General features: G+C 44.3%; 7 protein-coding genes. 2 read left to right on the top strand and 5 right to left on the bottom strand.

Features of this window, described 5'->3' with window-relative positions; genetic code table 11:
- Positions 1 to 115: 115 nt before the first annotated feature.
- The gene (locus V7Q33_RS13320) at positions 116 to 496 is read right to left on the bottom strand and encodes an OB-fold protein (protein WP_333820153.1); all 381 of its coding nucleotides are present in this window, start codon (positions 494 to 496) and stop codon (positions 116 to 118) included.
- 278 nt (positions 497 to 774) lie between these two features.
- Between V7Q33_RS13320 and V7Q33_RS13315 the strand changes: the two genes are divergently transcribed.
- Entirely contained in the window at positions 775 to 1,557 is a 783-nt protein-coding gene (locus V7Q33_RS13315; RefSeq protein WP_333820151.1) for a hypothetical protein, read from the top strand.
- Between the two features lie 572 nt (positions 1,558 to 2,129).
- Here the strand turns inward: V7Q33_RS13315 and V7Q33_RS13310 are convergent.
- The 4 genes from V7Q33_RS13310 to V7Q33_RS13295 all read right to left on the bottom strand — a co-directional run bounded on the left by V7Q33_RS13310 (position 2,130) and on the right by V7Q33_RS13295 (position 6,952).
- On the bottom strand, positions 2,130 to 3,380 hold the full coding sequence (locus V7Q33_RS13310; RefSeq protein ID WP_333820150.1) for a TlpA disulfide reductase family protein: 1,251 nt from the start codon (positions 3,378 to 3,380) through the stop codon (positions 2,130 to 2,132).
- A 175-nt stretch (positions 3,381 to 3,555) separates the two neighbouring features.
- Positions 3,556 to 4,743 carry an OmpA family protein gene (locus tag V7Q33_RS13305; RefSeq protein WP_333820149.1) on the bottom strand — a complete coding sequence of 396 codons (1,188 nt, stop codon included), beginning with the start codon at positions 4,741 to 4,743 and terminating at the stop codon, positions 3,556 to 3,558.
- Positions 4,744 to 4,811: 68 nt separating this feature from the next.
- Complete coding sequence (locus tag V7Q33_RS13300) at positions 4,812 to 4,979, bottom strand: hypothetical protein (protein WP_331980797.1); 168 nt, start codon at positions 4,977 to 4,979, stop codon at positions 4,812 to 4,814.
- Between the two features lie 257 nt (positions 4,980 to 5,236).
- Positions 5,237 to 6,952: an OmpL47-type beta-barrel domain-containing protein gene (locus V7Q33_RS13295; protein ID WP_333820148.1), complete on the bottom strand. Its 1,716-nt coding sequence runs from the start codon at positions 6,950 to 6,952 to the stop codon at positions 5,237 to 5,239.
- A gap of 1,154 nt (positions 6,953 to 8,106) precedes the next feature.
- Between V7Q33_RS13295 and V7Q33_RS13290 the strand changes: the two genes are divergently transcribed.
- Positions 8,107 to 16,233 (top strand): PKD domain-containing protein, encoded by an 8,127-nt coding sequence (locus tag V7Q33_RS13290; protein ID WP_333820147.1) that lies wholly within the window; start codon positions 8,107 to 8,109, stop codon positions 16,231 to 16,233.

Below are 16,233 nucleotides of genomic sequence, written 5' to 3'. Positions count from 1 at the left end.
TACTATTAAATGACATCCGTTTCCTGTATTAGTGATTAGAACTACGTAAGAAATATCGGTAGATACATGTCTGTATTTTTACGTAGATATATAGCGTATATGGAAGCATTCGCCACTATAGCACAATCTTCGCATTCGAAAGTGTTATGTGGATCATATACCCTTTACACGTACCCTGCATGCGCACTGTATCACCAGCTTCAAGCGAACCAATACCACCCTTTACATTGCACTTCACGGAAATCATTACGCTTCGTTCTCCTGAAAGCCACACAATACCGTTATCTGGTTCAATGGCTTTTACAATTCCTTCTACCTCCAAAAGTTTGTCAAGGTATTGACGATTAGCTTGTGGTGCATCTTTAACAAACGCAGCAATCAACGATGTTACTGAAACAACCTGTGGAGGCTCCTTTACCTTCTTCTTGCTTTTGCGCATAACCACAAAGGCAACTATCAACATGACCAAGCCTGACGAGGAAATAACTGCAACCATACTATATTTTAGATGAAAGCAAAGGAAATGGGATAGCAGCTTTTTCCTATCAGCAATTATACTGTCTGTTCCTGTTTTTTATTACGCATAGATTGATCCGTAAAAATACGTAGCCAACAATCCGTATACTGATGAGAATTGATCCATCCGTATTTTTTGTATAGGTATATACGTATATCCACCGAGTAATAAATATAGTCCGGCGACCTACCTTGGTTCAATTAAAATCAATAGCTATGGCTTTATATAATCATTCTTACCGAAAGATTTTTTTAACCATGATCATCGTAATGCCGGTATGGCTGCTTCCCTTTATAGCACCCGGTCAGACAAAAATTGCACGCCTTGAGATAAACAAGTACGAATCCTATATAATGAAAGACGACACCTTGCTGGTAGATGAATTGATCATGCGCGACTCTTCAAACCTCATTCTTTATAAACTATCACCAAGCAGTTACATTCAGGTAAAAAAACTTACCGTTGGCAAACAATGCTGGATCTTCGGTGGAGGGAGTAATGGTATTAATGGCAAAGATGCGAAAGATTCAGAACCTGCTTATGGCGTATGTATATCCGGGAAAAACGGTCTACCTGGCAAAAACGGAACAGATGGTGAAGCGGGAAAAAACCTAACAATCGAGATTGGTGCCCTGGATGCTTCCAATGTACATCCGATTTTGTTTCGCCTCAACGGTGGCAATGGTGGTGATGGCGGCCGCGGCGGAAGCGGTGGACCTGGAAGCAAGAGCACTTCTTATTGCACCTGCAACGGTGGGGCTGGCGGTAATGGAGGTGATGCAGGAAATGGCGGAAACGGAGGCTCATTGACGTTTATATGTAAGACGTGTCCGACAAATATTTGGCAGTCGGATATTTTGCAATTCAACCTGCACGGTGGCTATAGTGGTTATGGAGGAGAAGGCTCACCCGGCGGAGCACCCGGTATAGGAGCTGATAAAGCTTCTAAACGGGGTATAAATGGCAAGAATGGGAACAAAGGCAGACATGGTACAGAGGGAAGTTTTATCTACAACAATGTATATACAGGAACCCGTTAAGCTAGCAAGTAAAAATCCAAGCAGAGAATCCGAAGCATTTAATATCTGCCATTAAATAGTTCAGCGGATTATTCTCACGTGTTTTCGTAGTCAGGCTTTTCCCTGCTTCTACATACGATATTTATCGCTTTTTCTGATCCATACCTGCTATGGGATTAGAATCCTCCGAGGGTTCCTGATCCATGCACCTGCTTCACCATTGAATCCTATGTCTACGTTGATCTTGTTCTGACATACCTTTATAATATAAAGCGCTTAATGCCTGATGCATGTTAATATTTTCCAGCATGGAGACTTTTATCGCACAAACTATTGGTAAGCTATACATTGAAAACTCCCGGCATGGAGATGAATATGGTCTTTATCTGACCTTTATTTAAAACATGAGCACATAAAAATCTCTTCTATTTTTCCGCATCCGGATTCCTATAGGGTAAGTGCTTTCTACACTTATGTATAACTTACGGCTTTTTACACAGGCGGCAGAGCTTCTGAGTACATCGAAGTAATAAAAAAATTGTCCCGTCCCGGATGCAATCATCCAGAACGGGACATTTTATTTAACAATCTACTTAATTTATTTTCTCATTGAGAAGGGCGTTGATCGTTTCATTGAAGCGCTCGATGTACTGATCGTAATACAATCCAGTGCCCGGGCCTGAAAAACCGGTATATATATTCCGAACTTTGCCATCTCTACCAATTATGATCGTAGTGGGGAAAGCAACCACCCGATTTAACATCGGCAAGGTCTCAGAAGCTTTGTCTTTATCGTTTGTACCTGCAATCACAAAATTATAGGGCACTTTCAGTTTGTCAATCATTTTGCGTACACGACCGCTTGCATACGTAAAGTCATTCTTACGCTCATAAGCAAGTCCTATAATTTCAACACCACGCATCTTGTTTGTTTTATACCATCCTGACATGAAGGTAGTTTCATCCATACAATTCGGACACCATGTACCGAATATCTGCAACACAACCACTTTATCTTTATACCGGGCATCTGGGAACGTTACTTTCTTGCCGTTTACATCCGGGAAAGAGAATGAAATTCCGCTGTAGCCAGGCTTCAGGTAAGTGAGCGATTCTGGATCCGGAAGACTTGCATTCTCGTTTCTTTCAGCGTACCAGAATTCAGTCCAGGTCTGACCTGAATAAAATTCGCCCATCAGTTTATCATCTTGTTGTCGGGTGGCGGTAAATAAATAGGCATGATTGCCATCAAATGTGCTGAGGTAAAGTACACCGTTGCTCACACTGCCTTCCAGGTAGCGATAATCCCCTGTAGGAGTCAAAAAGGTTCCGGTAACATGGTTTCCTTGTTGTTTGAATATACCGATAGCGGTTGACGTATCCGCTTCATGAATAAAGTCTACGCTATATTTGCCCGTATAATCCGGTTCTGATGTATTGTTAAGATCAACTTTTTGAAACCGGTAAGTCTGTCCGTGAACCGCAGTGAAAGGCACACTATAATTCTGTTCGTAGTTCTTGATAAATACACCGGAGAGTGAATCGCCGTGAATACGGGCTTTGATGTTAGCATCGAAAATGTGCAATACAATATCAATTGAATCGCCCTTGATATTTACTTCGTCAAGCAATAGACGTTCTTCTGCGTTCATTATATAAAGATCATAACCACCAGTGTGGTCGTTCACAACGTCAAAATTAAATGGTAACTGCTGGCCTTGTAGTTCAAGCGTAGCACGCCAGATTCCTGTCTTTAATACTTTTTTGGGTGTCACTGCGTAGAGTGTGTTTACCAGCAGACAAACAGTAATGACCGCCAGCGACATGCTAAATCTTTTTTTCATGATCAGGTTAATACGTTAGGAATATCTATTCCACAAAATAAGGTAAAAATATATCCTACTGTTCACGGTATTTATTAACAGAATAGTATACTATGAATACATAGGAAGTAATCCGTAAAATCACGGATATATTGTTTCGAATAAAAATATCAACATGCGAGGCAATGCCGATAATTTAATCTTCCAGGATTTCGATCTCAACGCGCACATTCTCCTGAGCTTTGGCGCTGTGTTTGTCCTGCACAGGACGTTTACCTCCCCAGGCTTTTATTTGCATGCGCTCCTTGCCAATACCATTGCTGACAAGAAAATCGCGAATAATTTTGGCGCGCGCTTCAGAAAGCTCTTTGGCAGAACCAAAGCCGTCATGAGAGTTTGCCAATGAGAAGAAGTTCTTAGCATCACCACCGTATACAATCTTGCCGTAGGCATTACCATTGGTGTGTCCATGTATCTTGATCTTATAGCGTGGATTTTCCTTTAACATATCCAGCAAACTGTTTACTTCATAATGTGATTCCGGCCGCATTACGGCAGCATCCTTAAAGAAATATACATTATACATAATGGCTATGTCGCCTTTCTTGAGGCGCACCAGGCTGAAAGGAACTACTATATTATTACTTGTGTCCTGCGAAATACCATCCTGTGCTAATGGATCATTGAAATCCAGTGTACTTTGTACTTTGCGGTATCCAAACACATCGCATATAAAGGTTACATCGCCTGGCTTGCCATCAGGATTTACGAGAACAGAAGTATTACCTTTATATGTACCAATCTTTCTTGACAAACTTACGTTGATCGCGTCTATATCCCCTGCTACAAGGCTCTCATCATCTTCGCGGTATAGTTTGAAAAAGAAACGCTTGCCTTCACGTTCATCTATACTGTTGGCAACTGCCGTAGCTGTACCTCCTGTTACCTGAGCCTCGGGGGCACGGGAAATGTCGGGGGCTCTTTCGGGGCTATCTGCTACCACTACATGTGTCATTTCCTGATTTGATACCGGATCGATATCACCCCGAACATCGGTATCTTTCGCTGCCTCACCGCGGTAAATCCAAACATCATAGAAAGCGGCATCGGTACGAAGCCTGGCTGCTTCAAGCAACGCCTTATAACGGTCATCTGTACGCAATACATAAACATAGTAGAGATTGCGCGTAGCATTCCATCCGTAGAGGGCCGGGAGATCCAGTGAAGACGCGTATGAAACAAAACGGTTTGCATTGGCATGTACAGAGAATGCACCGATAACTACATAATATTTATCGCTATCGAGTAAAGCAACCTGCTGTGAGTACACTTTACATTGCATCCACACCAACGCAACAGTCAGGGCGAGCTTGTTGAATTTCATATAATTATCCGAAAATTTATGGCACCTCTATATTTTGTCACGTATCAGATAAATCGTTAATCACTACTTTAGCGATGAATATTTCTTACCACCTCTTTCCGATTCCAGGTCTTTCCGTTTTCCACCATTTCAACAATTACCTGGTGTTCCTTGTAGACGCGGAATAACTGATATGCCTCCCATTCAGTAATGTTTCGCTCCACAACCACGCGCGGTTCAATTTTTTGTCTGTTCATCTTTTACAGCCCCGGTTAGTGTCATGTTTTTCAAACGTCTCTATCAACGATTTGCCGTGCATATAATCTCACTGACGATTCTTACATACCGGAAAACAAAACTAGGCTTAAGTAATCGCCTTCTCTCTCAGGATTTTTATGGAAAAATGCCAGATTTTATACGGAATTATACTTCCGTATTTATACTTAGATTACTGACAAACAAAAACAGGAAGCCCGTGTCGACACCAGCTTCCTGTTCTTATACTCTATATTTATTACTCGATCGAAAAACTGATCGTTTTAGAAGATTCATTTCCGAGTATATCAATCGCTTGCACAACAACCGAATAGTTACCCGCCAAAAATCCTTTTACCGGTTTAGTGTATAGTTGCTTCGGTGCACCATTAATGGAGTAATAGATGGTTTGTGTACCTACACTTTTATCTTTTGCTGCCAGGTAAAGTTGCATTTCTTTCGGATAGATGGTATACGACATATCTTTTACAACCTTTGAACCTATCCTTTCTACGCTGAACACATCCACAATCTCAGGCGGTGTGTTATCTACAAACAGTGTTTGCCCTGCTTCGGCAACATTGTTCACTTGGTCAATTGCGTTGATCTTCATATCTCGTACGCCCTCTCCTTCTACCGAGAAAGCTCCACTATATTCAGATGGGGCTGCGTTTCCAATCTTATAGGTCAGTTGCTTCAGACCCGATTCACTAACACCTTGATCTACTGCCGAGATCGCCACTTTACTGATTGTGCGAATGAAAAGCGTATCATTTCTCAACAACTTAGGCCCGTTCACATGGTATGCAATCTTAGGACCCGCTGCATCTACAAAGTAATTCAACAAATGATCCTTACTCATATTCTCCACACGATCATCCGCAGCATATATAAGCTTGTGAGGTCCATCTTTCTGTGCAGTGCTCAATGGCGCAGTATAATTGCTTTTCTGAGCGCCATCGATCGAAAAGTAGATAGCATTTACACCTGCCTTGTTATCTGAAGCCGTTAAAGCAATGGCCGATCGGGTGGAAACATATTGACTACCCGCTGTCGATTTAAAATAATCCTTGTCAATTGAGAACTCCACCGTTGGTGCGGCTGCATCAATAGAGAACTTATACGTTTTGGCAGCTTCTTTATTTCGTACACGATCGAATGCCTGATAGGTCAATGAGTTTTCACTGTCCTTGAGTGTGTTGAGTGGTAAAGCTGTCTGATACAGCTCTTTTGCATCTCCATTAAAACCGTACTGAATAGTAGACACACCACTGCTTTCGTCTTCACTCACCAACTTTATTTTGGTTTTAGGAGATAAGACATTATCCACATGGGGGCCAATCAGTTCGAGAGCAGACCTCGGTGCTGTTGAATCGATGTAAAACTCGAGGAGATTTCGGGTAACATCGGCATCCTCTGCATTACCCACGTGATCGATTGCATAGTATTTCAAAGTTACCTTCCTGTCGCCCGGCAATGTAAACGGACCGTTGTATTGTATAAAACCAGAACCTGTACTATAATATACAGCTTCTACACCTGATACGGCATCAATAGCCGTGAGCTGTACAGTAGCATCTCCGCTAAAAAACATACGACTGCCTGCTGCAAATTTACCACTGGCACGTATTGTTGCTGATGTAGTCGGTGCAATTCCATCGGCCATTACAGGCCATAATACTTCACGTTTGGGTAAGATTGTCTGACCGACAGAGTCAGTAGCCCAACGACTGCGTACCCAGTTAATGCCTTCGGTATCAAAATGATATTCACGAATATGGTCAACGTCCTGCTCTTTTAATACAACCCCTTTGGATGGATCCGGAGTAGAGGAAAGAATTACATACACTGGAAGTTTTTTGTTCCAGTATAATGTGCCGGCGGAATCGTAATACGTTTTAGGTTCTGATCTCACCTGCGCGTAACTAGCCTGCAGATACGCCAGCAGTAAAAAAATAGTAAAGTATATTCTCATAATGTACCGTGTTTGGTGGTGTCAAAACTACTTCGATCAATTGAATCGGCTTGTATGAATTTATGTTCAGAAGGCAGTACTTAATATACGGAATGAGCTATCCGTAAATTTGCTTATAATGTAGTCTGTACTGCAAGGGCTGGTGTTCGGTTGGCGTCAAACCATTAAAAGGGAAACCAACGGAGCTAGATATAGCTAATAACGATATAAAGAAACATCAGAAAGAATACCCCGACACCGCACAGAAATGTAATCACTTCTTTGTCGCCTCTGTTAAATTTGCCGTTCGCCTGCATATATAAAAGTGTTTATAGTAATAAACTCTTCAGATTATCCCCTTATAAAAGATGGCAAATCGAAACATACCACCTTTAGGATCAATCCATTATACTTGAGGGCAAAATTACAAGGCAGAAGAATTCCATTCATCCGTAACATTACGGAAGCGATACTCCGTATTTACTCAATCCACCAACATTTTGAAGAAAACAAAAGGCTTACTTACTAAAAATCCAGCAGCCAAGCATCAGGTATGTACCAAAAACATTAAAATTTTACTTACATCGAGCAAACTTTACCAGTTCTCCCGCTGGCATAAATTTTTCCTACATAATATCATCCAATCAATCAATCGTTTACAAAATATATACGCTGCATTGCCCATGCAATAATCACATAAAATCAAAGCGTAACTTACTTCACTACTCCGTATTTCTACGGATATATAGCTACGTTCGATACGGAACTCTGTCGCTATGCATTGCACTACATTTGTGGCATTCTTTTTCCAGGTCTAAACTTTTTAATCAAAGCAGCACATGTTCAGATCTTTACTTTTTTATTTTCTGTTTTCAGTAACGGTCATCTCAGTTCTTTTTACATCGCGTACAACCTCTGCGCAATGTGTTGGTCTTCCTACTGTGTCTTCTCTGGGAAGTAACAAATTCCCTGCGGGTTTCTGTTCACCCGTTAGTGCACGGGTAACTTATAATGTAGGCTTCCTTAGCCCTGTACCTGCTGGTTCGGTTGATATATACATTGATTGGGGGGATGGGACGACCTCAACAATCCCTCAAGCACAGGGACAAACTTCTTATAGCGCAGATGTGACACATACGTTCCCCGTGAACAGTGACTGCGAATTTGTGGTGGTCATGACCATTAAGTATAAAGGATCGCTTTGTCCTATTACACGTCAGGTGCAGCGTATTGCTTCCTGGAGAACGGACGATTTCAACGGCGGTAAAGTTCAATTGATCTCACCGGTGACGGGGACAACGGAACACCAGGTGTGTGCCGGTGTTGATCTCTCCGTTGTATTCCAGGATCTGACCAACTGGAACTGTAATCCCAACTATATACATCCTCCGGGACCTGATCCGGTAGAAAGCCCCAACATTGCCAATCGCTGGCAGCAGATTGTTTATAACACTGGGGCGGGATCGAAGATTCCCAACCTGAGCGTAAACAGCATACCAGTTACCGGGGCAGGCGGTGCGGATATACTCACCAACTATCAGGATACGCGTGGCGTATATTATATGAATACACCCACGGTAGTTGCCGGCAACCGAAGACCTTCCTTACAAATAACAGCACCGGGCGGATTTGGTGCAGGCTATCCGCAAGTAGGCGATGTATTTCAAATTACACTTCGCTATTGGAACTTCTGTAATCCATATTCCAATGATCCGGCTAATCCGCTTGTACCAGTAAATGGCGATCTCGTTAATGGCGATAATCCTCCTGTAGAACGAACAGCTACGATACGTGTTGTAAGCGCACCACCACCTCCAACGGCTTCTGCCGACCAGACGGTTTGCTATAACACAACACCAAGTTCATTCTCTGTATCGGGAGTACCCCCAGGGTACATTGTGAACTGGTATAAGAATAACGCAGGAGCAACCGATTCGCCAGGTGCATTGGTCAGTTCAGGAACCTCTACATCTCTGTCGATCAAATCACATCCTGATTGGGTAGACAATAAAACTCCTGGAGTATATAAAATCTGGGCAAGCTATCAACCCAATGCTGCAAACGGTTTGAATTGCGAGAGTCCAAAAGTAATGTTAAAACGAACCATTCGAGAAGACATTACACTTCCCGATCCTACCAGCACTATACCTACAGAAGTTTGTAATGGTACTGCCGGCAGTCCCACAACAGTAACGGTAACCATGCCGCCCACCTCACCGGAAAAAGTTGGTGGAGCAACACAGTATACATGGCTGGGATCATCTGGAGTAAGTGTTCTTTCGAGTACACCTACTTCGGCAACTTTCAATTTCAACGTAAGCTTTGCTGCCGGTCAGCTCTATGTAGATCGCACCATTGCTGTACGAAAACAATATGCTACCTCTCCTACCTGCTTTAAGGAAAAATCATATACAATACGAGTATATAATCCTTCTGTCGGAGGAACACTATCATCGGCACCGGATGTTTGCCAGACATCGCCCATCGGGAACATTTCTCTTTTCGGAAATATCGGTGCTGTTACCCGCTGGGAAGTATCCTTTAACGGTGGCGCCTATAGCACTGATGCATCGCTGGGTACCGGCACCACTATATCTCCGGGGGTTCGTGCGCCTGGTATATATAAATTCCGAGCAGTAGTAGATAATGGTCCGTGTAACGAAGCCTATAGTTCTGAAGAACAAGTTGAAGTATCGCCAAACCCGGGGCTACCCGCCAATGCAGGAGCAGATCAGTATGTCTGTATACTCACGGGAGCTACACTCGACTCTCAGCCTCTGGGCGCAAGTGATCCTTCACCTGGCGTCGGTACATGGTCTTATATTTCCAGTGTGCCTACAGGTTTACCGGCTCCTGTGTTTTCGCCCAATGTAAACGACCGCAATGCTTATATTACAATTCCTGCCACCAATGCAGGGGCCTATACATTGCGCTGGACGGTTACGAGCGGAACCTGTTCCAGTTATGATGACGTTGTGGTTGACTTTGGTACGAATCCTACTGATCCAAATGCAGGAAATGACAAACAAGTCTGCGGAACAACCACATCGCTTGAAGGCAATACACCTTCTATCGGAACAGGTAACTGGAGCGTTGTAAGCGGACCAGGAGGATGCAGCGGCAGTGGTTGTCCGATTACTATTAGTAAAACCGGCAACCCTACTTCCTCCATTTCCTTAACAGGCCCTCCTTATACTTATGGCGCCTACACACTCCGCTGGACTATTACAAGTGGTGGAGCAGCGTGTTTCCAGAAAAGTGATGATGTGGTGATCACTTTTGATGAACCTGCATTAATCAACAGTGCTCCGGACGTAAGCAGCGTTTGTCTCGATCCAAAAAATTTAGCTCCTATAAGCTTAAGTGGCACCGTAAATGGTGGTGCTGTAAGCGGTCTATGGCAAAATGTATCGGGCAACGGCACAGTATCAGCCAGCAATACATCGGGTAGCAATCCGATTACGGTAACGGCTACATATACACCCGTGATGGAAGATTATGATCAGGGTACTGATATACGGATAAAACTGATTGCCACGCCTGCTGCAACCAGTTCGTGTTCTTCGGTAGAGCAGGAAGCTATTATACACATCGATCGCAAACCGATAGCCAACGCCGGCTCCGATATACCTGATATTTGTGACAGTTTCGTAAAATTAAACGCCGATGCACCGGCGTATGGTGCCACGGGTAAATGGACAACCAGTGCTGCAGGAGTAACGTTCGATGACGACACCAATCCACAGACAACAGTAAGGGGATTGACAACAGCCCCCGGCAGTGTTGTTGTAACGTGGACATTAACCAGTGCCAGCGGCAATTGCGTTTCTGCCCCATCATCTATTACCCTTACGCGATCATCACTGCCAAACGCTACATCTATTACAGCAACAGAATGCGAAGAGCAACCTGCAGGTGCCCCGGTCGTTACGAATATATTATTGACAGATTATGAAAATCGTATAACCACGCTCAGTGCTGCCAATCGTGAGATTACCTGGTATAGAGACAGTGCTCCGCCTACCGGAACGTTGATTGCCGATCCAACTGTAGAACAAACGGGAGTTACAACCGGCCAGGTATATGTAGCACGCATTCGCGATACATCCGGAAGCTGTACGAATGATGCTACAGTTACCATTAATGTGCGCGCATTGCCAACAGCGAAAGATGCTACGGTAGCACTCTGCGAGGATTCGCCTGGAAGCAATACCGTTTCAGGAGTAGACCTCAGCGATGCAGAATATGTGAACGATGTAACCGGCAGTGCCAGCAACGTAAGTGTATCTTGGTTCCCTTCACTCTTTGATGCACAGAACAATACGTATGAAATTACATCGCCTGTAAATGTTACCGGCATCGCCAAATACTATGCGCGGGTACGATTCAGCGATACACCTTCCTGCGAAGACTATGCTGAACTTACTCTGACCGTTAAATCGATCCCCACCAGCAACGAGATCTTCGGCCGCGAATCGGTTTGCCAGGGGAACACATCTGTCGAGATATACCAGGTAACGCCGGTAAACGGTGCCAAGTATATCTGGAAGATTCCAAACGACCCGGCCACTCAATATAAAGTATTCGGTGGAGGTACTTCGAGCGACTTCTTTGTGCTGTTGCAATTCCCGAACCTGCTTTCTGATACGATTAGTGTACAGGTAGAACTAAATGGCTGCTCAGGCACAGTTATTAAAAAGCCTATCGCAGTATCACCTACTCCAATTAAACCAACCATTAATGGCGATTCTATTGTCTGCGAAAATGATGAAGGTATAACATACAATGTATCGCCTAACAACTATCCGTCATCATCCTATAACTGGGAAATACATAAAGCCTCAGACAATTCGTTGGGCGGAGCTTTTATCTCCAATGGACAGGCCACCAATCAGGTACTGGTAAACTTTCTCGAAGAAGATATCATCATCAACGTGCAGGAGAGTAATTCCATCTGCGTAAGCGAGATGAGCACCTATCGGGTGCAGGTAAACAAACGCCCCATTATGCTCGATGGTGATACGGAGATATGCAGCGATTATCCTACTGGTGTAAAATTCGAAGTTGATCCTTCGAGCCCGGTACCTATCAACTCCTTTAATATTACCAATACGAGCTATGCTGCCGAGATCGTACCGATTGTTGGTCCTTCAAAAGGTGATAATGTATCTGCCGATACGATACGAAACGATCAGTTCCAGAATCTTAAAGCTGTGCCGCTGCCTGTGAATTATACTGTAGTGCCGGTAAATATCGATGCTAACGGAAAAGAATGTCCTGGCGATGCGCAGATCATTACGCTTACCATCAAACCAGAGCCACAACTTCACCCCGCACTCGATAAGGAACTCTGCAGTGGTGTAAGCACAGGCATTATATTAACCTCTGCATCCAATACATTCCCGGCTGATAAATTTATTATCGAGTCAATCACGGTTCCATCGAGCGTAAAAGCACTGACAACTATTCAAACACCCAATGATACTACACAGTATAATTCGGATGCCATTAGCAATCATCAATGGGAGAACACGGCCGGTGCCGACAGTACAGTGATTTATACTATACGACCGTTCAGCACTTTGTTGGGATGCAGCGGCGCACCGAGACAAATACATGTTACTATTCATCCAAAAACGATTGTGGATAGCATTGCTGACAAGATCAGTTGTAATAACGATCTGCTATCAGTAGCACTTACATCAGCCAACAATCCGGATGCTACTTTCAGCTGGTCTGTTAAATCATCCGATTCGTATATTTCAACCGGTGCTTCCAGCGGGCAAGGTGACATTCAAAATCTGGTATTACTAAACTCCAAATCAGTAAATGGCAAAGTTACCTTTCAGGTAACGGGACAAAACTCTGCAACAGAAGGAAGCTGTGTCGGGCCTGCACAAGAATTTACCGTAACGGTGAAGCCTTCTCCGCAAGCCGATGATATAGCAAAAACTGTTTGCTCTGATACTCCGGGAGGAACAACCTATACAGCCAACCTGAAAGCATTGGAATCTTCCGTTACACCAAAAGCTTCAGATCCTGATACAAAGATCACCTGGTACAGCAGCCAGACCCTGACTGCAGCGGACGAAATCCCTGCATCGAAACTCAGTGCGTATGTTATGCAAGATCAGGTTGCCGTATATGCGGTGGTAGAATATATACCTACCAGTTGTCGTAAAACTGCAACTGTAGTATACACGATCAATCCAGGGGTATCATTCACAGCTACACCGGTTGACTTATTGTGTAATGGTCAGGGCAATGGAGAAATCAAAGTTTCTGTTACCAATGGAACTCCCTCCTATGCTTTCAAGATCGACAATGGCCTGTTTGTTAACTCATCATCTGATCCCTATATATTTACTTCGCTCTCCGGAGGAAAGTATACTGTAACCGTACAGGATTCGAAAGGATGTACAGCATCACAAGACGTCTCAGTCTTTGAACCTACGGCACTGATCCCAGACATTCAACTTGCCAAAGCCATCAGTTGCTATCAGACTCGCGATGGTGCTATTCGTGCTACTGTGAGCGGTGGAACACCTCCGTACATTGAATATAGAATTGTACAAAGCAATGCGCTGGATGACAACAATGATGGTCTTTTTGAAAACCTTGGCATAGGAAGCTATAATATCCGCATCAAAGATTCCAACGGATGTTTTGTCACCACCGATATGCTAACGCTCGATCAACCAAACCCGGTAGAGATCAACACCATAAAAGTTGCAGCCGATGACGCAGGCTACAATCTTACCTGCAAAGACGCCACCGATGGAGAAGTATACGTTACCTTCTCAGGCGGTACCAACAGCAGCACCGGTTATTCTGTTACTATGACAAACGTAGCCGATGCCACGAATACAGCCAGCCTCACGGGTGCCAGCAACGTTACTTTCACAGGATTGGGCAAGGGAACATACTCAATCGTTGTGAAAGACACGATGGGATGTGTATCGCGCCCTTCATCCGCAACCATTCTCAACCCGCCAGCGCTTAACGGTGGATCAATTGGTGTTGATCAGTCTGTATGCCTCGGTGCTGATGCGCAGAAGATCAGCGAGCTCTCGCCTCCCTTTGGTGGCGTGGAAAATTACCAATATCAATGGCAGCAATCCCTCACAGGCAATGACAACGACTGGATCGACATTCAATCCGGTGGCACACTCAACGAATACGACCCGGGTGTATTAAATCAAACTACATACTTCCGCAGGCTGGTGTGGAGTGTATCGACACGCACAGGCAAGCATTGTGAAGTAAAAGGCACCGATCCGCGTGAGCGTGTAACCGTAACTGTGAACCAGCCACCACGCGTGCAGGTATCAGGTCCTTCGAATATGTGTTACGGCAAAACCGGCAGCATAACGCTGAGCGTTGTTTCGGGCGCCATACCTATACTCTATAGTTATACCGATGGAACAAACAGTGTGATCGATGAGGAAGGCGGTAATACCAACGTGATTGTAGTACCTCCTATTCAACAGAATATGGTGTACCAGTTCAGCAACATTACTGATGCCAATGGTTGCAAAGCTTCCAATACACCGGAAGAATTACAAGTAAGCATCAACATGGTAAATGTGAGCACTGACTTCTCGGTCGTAGGACCAGATGCACAATGTCCTGGAAAAGATTTTGAATTTAAATGGAACGTAGAACCTGATGTGAAGTACGAATGGGTATGGTCGCGCGACAGCTCTACAGTATATAATGAGAACGATCTTTCTGCCGGTGATCACACTATCCAACACGGATTTGCTGCGGGTTCACCCAATAACTCAACGGTATACAATGTGAAGCTAAAAGCGTCCAGCTTCCTGTGTACGCCTGATCCTACTTCGCATGAGATCACGATCTATCCGCTTATTGCACTCAACGTGCTCCCAGGCGATACAACCATTTGCAGTGGTGAAAGTGTAACATTTGAAGATCAATCATTGGGTATAGATAAAGGTACATGGTATTATCATGTACTTGACTCAACAAACAGGCAAGGAGAAACCGCGGCTCCTGCTCCGGAAGTGACCTATACATTTACCAACAATACAACTCGAAACCCGATCATCTATGAAGTGGTATATGATGCTGCCAACAACGAAGGCTGCACCGGCGAATACAAAAAGCAGGTTGTGGTATACCGTGGCGTAACGGCCGGGTTAACTGCCGGAAATGTACCGGAGTTTGCAGGTGGAGTAGCAGATGTAACCTTTACAAATACTTCTGATCCCATCGATACAAGTGCCTTTGAATATGTATGGGATTTTGGTGACATTAAAGCCACGCCTTCTACAGCCAATGGCACGGGGCCTTATACAGTAGAATATCATTCTGCCGGGAAGAAGAACATTACGCTGCAGGTAACCAATATAGCTTCACGGGATGCAGGCAACACCTGCTCCGATTCAAAAATGCTGACTATAAATATACAACTGCCAGCCGTGCACGCAGCTTTCTCGGTAACACCACTCGCAGCGTGTTTCCCGGTAAACCTGGAAGTGACCAACCTTTCACCGGGTGCTGATACATTCCTGTGGGAACTGTACAATAACAACGTACTCATTGACAGCTCATCGGTTCGCAATCCGGTATTCCGGGTGTCGGAACCTGGCTCTTACGACATACACCTGAAAGCTGAATTTGCATCGAGCGGACAATCAGACTCCACAACCGTACGTGGTATTCAAGTGTTCGATGTACCGACAGCCAGCTTTGAGCTGCGTCCTTCCACGGTTTATATACCGGATACTGAAGCAGAAGCCTTCAACTTCTCTACGCATGCCAATGAGTATACTTGGGACTTTGGCGATGGCACCACCGCCAACGATGTTAATCCGAAACATGTATATACCCAGGAAGGACAGTATACTATTACACTGGTAGCTGGTTATGACAACGGTGAGAAGGATATAAACGGTGACGGCATACCCGATGGTAACCTTGTATGTTATGATACTGCACAACATACCATCCTCGCTGTGCAAGGAGGCTCATTAAAAGTACCGAATGCCTTTACTCCGAATACCAGCGCTTCCACACATGGCAATGGTGTGCCGGGCAGCGGAACCTTTAACGATGTGTTTATGCCAATTGTAAAAGGAACTGAAGAATACACCATGCAAATATTTGATCGCTGGGGTAACCTGGTTTTTGAAACACAAGACAAGAATAAAGGGTGGGACGGTTACGACCACAATGGAAGGCTGATGCCGGCAGGAGTATATGTATATAAACTTACGATCCGCCTCACCAACGGGCAGCGCACAACAAAGCTCGGAGATGTTACCCTGATCCGATAA

It is taken from the genome of Ohtaekwangia sp. (assembly GCF_036786105.1).
Classification (GTDB): domain Bacteria; phylum Bacteroidota; class Bacteroidia; order Cytophagales; family Cyclobacteriaceae; genus Ohtaekwangia.
This window is presented reverse-complemented; position numbering and strand designations above follow the sequence as displayed.

Bases quoted from the DNA above. Each gene is read 5' to 3' on its own strand.
- V7Q33_RS13295 (WP_333820148.1), bottom strand. From the start codon at position 6,952: ATGAGAATATACTTTACTATTTTTTTACTGCTGGCGTATCTGCAGGCT.
- V7Q33_RS13310 (WP_333820150.1), bottom strand. From the start codon at position 3,380: ATGAAAAAAAGATTTAGCATGTCGCTGGCGGTCATTACTGTTTGTCTG.
- V7Q33_RS13320 (WP_333820153.1), bottom strand. From the start codon at position 496: ATGGTTGCAGTTATTTCCTCGTCAGGCTTGGTCATGTTGATAGTTGCC.
- V7Q33_RS13300 (WP_331980797.1), bottom strand. From the start codon at position 4,979: ATGAACAGACAAAAAATTGAACCGCGCGTGGTTGTGGAGCGAAACATT.
- V7Q33_RS13315 (WP_333820151.1), top strand. From the start codon at position 775: ATGATCATCGTAATGCCGGTATGGCTGCTTCCCTTTATAGCACCCGGT.
- V7Q33_RS13290 (WP_333820147.1), top strand. From the start codon at position 8,107: ATGACCATTAAGTATAAAGGATCGCTTTGTCCTATTACACGTCAGGTG.
- V7Q33_RS13305 (WP_333820149.1), bottom strand. From the start codon at position 4,743: ATGAAATTCAACAAGCTCGCCCTGACTGTTGCGTTGGTGTGGATGCAA.